Origin of the sequence: Candidatus Phyllobacterium onerii (genome assembly GCF_028331445.1) — a bacterium.
GTDB lineage: Bacteria > Pseudomonadota > Alphaproteobacteria > Rhizobiales > Rhizobiaceae > Phyllobacterium > Phyllobacterium onerii.
This window is the reverse complement of the sequence record NZ_JAQMHX010000061.1, coordinates 1-262: the sequence shown is the minus strand read 5'-3', so window position 1 is coordinate 262 and position 262 is coordinate 1. Positions and strand designations below refer to the sequence as shown.

Genomic DNA, 262 nt, shown 5'->3' with positions numbered 1-262 from the left:
TGCCTACCACGTCGAGGACCCGCAACGCTATGGCGTCGTCGAGTTCGACAAGGCCTCGGGGCGGGTGCTTTCCATCGAAGAAAAGCCGGTCAAACCGAAATCCAGCTGGGCCGTCACCGGCCTGTATTTCTATGACAACGAAGTCGTCGATATCGCGCGATCCATCAAGCCTTCCCACCGCGGCGAACTGGAGATTACCAGCGTCAACAATATCTATCTCGAGCGCGGCGATTTGCGGGTTCAGCGATTGGGACGCGGCTAT

General features: G+C 58.0%; 1 protein-coding gene. It reads left to right on the top strand.

All coding sequences use genetic code 11. The features are described 5' to 3' along the window. Positions 1–262, top strand: a 262-nt coding sequence (locus PHA01_RS29650; protein ID WP_271899734.1) for a sugar phosphate nucleotidyltransferase, incomplete at both ends; no start/stop codon positions are given.